This is a genomic window from Thiocapsa imhoffii (assembly GCF_016583985.1).
GTDB classification, from domain to species: Bacteria; Pseudomonadota; Gammaproteobacteria; order Chromatiales; family Chromatiaceae; genus Thiocapsa; species Thiocapsa imhoffii.
On record NZ_NRSD01000070.1, the window covers coordinates 1 to 1877 of the forward strand.

General features: G+C 44.3%; 2 protein-coding genes and 1 pseudogene. 1 reads left to right on the forward strand and 2 read right to left on the reverse strand.

The annotated features are described in order from the left end of the window. Nucleotides 1-384 (forward strand): transposase (locus CKO25_RS20655; protein WP_200389825.1); only part of this gene is annotated, 384 nt, incomplete at its 5' end. 820 nt (nucleotides 385-1204) lie between these two features. On the opposite strand, the pseudogene CKO25_RS20660 reads toward CKO25_RS20655, so the two are convergent. Both CKO25_RS20660 and CKO25_RS20665 read right to left on the reverse strand, forming a co-directional pair. Next, nucleotides 1205-1375: pseudogene (locus CKO25_RS20660) on the reverse strand (transposase); the annotation flags it as partial. Between the two features lie 118 nt (nucleotides 1376-1493). Then, on the reverse strand, nucleotides 1494-1877 hold a 384-nt coding region (locus CKO25_RS20665), incomplete at its 5' end, for a transposase (protein ID WP_200389827.1).

Sequence of the window (1877 nt, forward strand, 5' to 3'; positions counted from 1 at the left end):
GATGAGCGTCGTATCCTCAATCGTTTGTTTGTTCACTCGCCCCAAATCAAAGACGCTCACGATGCGTGCGAAGCGCTCACAATGATTTATGAAAGGCCTCTCTCAACAGGACAAGGAAAACGTCAAATTCGTCGCTGGATGCGACAAGTCTCGAATCGCGGAATCAGGTGTTTCGATCGCTTTCTTGGGACGCTTAGAACTCATTTCGCTGAGATCACTAATTATTTTGTCAACCGTCAGACGAGCGGGTTTGTAGAAGGCCTCAACAATAAATTGAAAGTCCTCAAACGACGCTGTTACGGCATCACCAACCTCGCCCATCTGTATCAAAGAGTGTGCTTGGATCTCAACGGATACGCTCGCTTCGGCGTGGAGTCAATATGAATCAATGAGTTAGAGTTTTCGTGTTCAGCGACTTTTCGTAGTTGATGTGTACGCAAAATATAGCGTTAAATAATTGTTTTTAAATTGGTTTCACATTCCCCTGAAATCCGGGAGAGCCTTGTTAGGAACGTCTAGATGTTGAAATTTATGATATTTTGTAGCTCCAAAGACCACCGGCAAGGCCGAAAAATTGATTTATGAGTGCGGATGACGGGTTCCGAATCCGGTGCGTGAGGCCATGAAACGATTTGATTCCAGCGACCGCATGCTCGACAAGGTCACGGATACTGGAGTGATGATGATTCGCTCTTTGTTGAATTTTAGTTAAGCGTGGATGTGGATTCACTTTTGATCGCTTTGGCCTTTTATGAGGTCAACGAATGTCGTCTCCACGTCCATAATCAGTGGCTGCGCAAAGAAAGCCAAGGTCGGCTCTCAGGGTCATGCCTTCAAACCAAGAAATGTTTGGAGGAAAGCATTTTTTCATGATCATCTAGTCATGTACTGAGTCACCAAAAACTGGACTCTTATCAAGTATTTTCAAGTCATGATTGGTGAGCATTAAAACTTTGACGGTCTGTCTTTTTTTGACCGCTGTATCGTTTCTTTTGATGGTCATCATCCGATGGTCGGACGCAGGCGACTTCTGTTCCATCAACGATCATATTGCTATATTTTTCAACAACATTCTTGAATTCGTCGGGCTCTCCCGGATTTCAGGGGAATGTGAAACCAATTTAAAAACAATTATTTAACGCTATATTTTGCGTACACATCAACTACGAAAAGTCGCTGAACACGAAAACTCTAACACATTGATTCATATTGACTCCACGCCGAAGCGAGCGTATCCGTTGAGATCTAAGTACACTCTTTGATACAGATGGGCGAGGTTGGCGATGCCGTAACAGCGTCGTTTGAGGACTTTCAATTTACTGTTGAGACCTTCTACAAACCCGCTCGTCTGACGGTTGACAAAATAATAAGTGATGGCTCTCCCGGATTTCAGGGGAATGTGAAACCAATTTAAAAACAATTATTTAACGCTATATTTTGCGTACACATCAACTACGAAAAGTCGCTGAACACGAAAACTCTAACACATTGATTCATATTGACTCCACGCCGAAGCGAGCGTATCCGTTGAGATCCAAGCACACTCTTTGATACAGATGGGCGAGGTTGGTGATGCCGTAACAGCGTCGTTTGAGGACTTTCAATTTATTGTTGAGGCCTTCTACAAACCCGCTCGTCTGACGGTTGACAAAATAATGAGTGATCTCAGCGAAATGAGTTCTAAGCGTCCCAAGAAAGCGATCGAAACACCTGATTCCGCGATTCGAGACTTGTCGCATCCAGCGACGAATTTGACGTTTTCCTTGTCCTGTTGAGAGAGGCCTTTCATAAATCATTGTGAGCGCTTCGCACGCATCGTGAGCGTCTTTGATTTGGGGCGAGTGAACAAACAAACGATTGAGGATACGACGCTCATC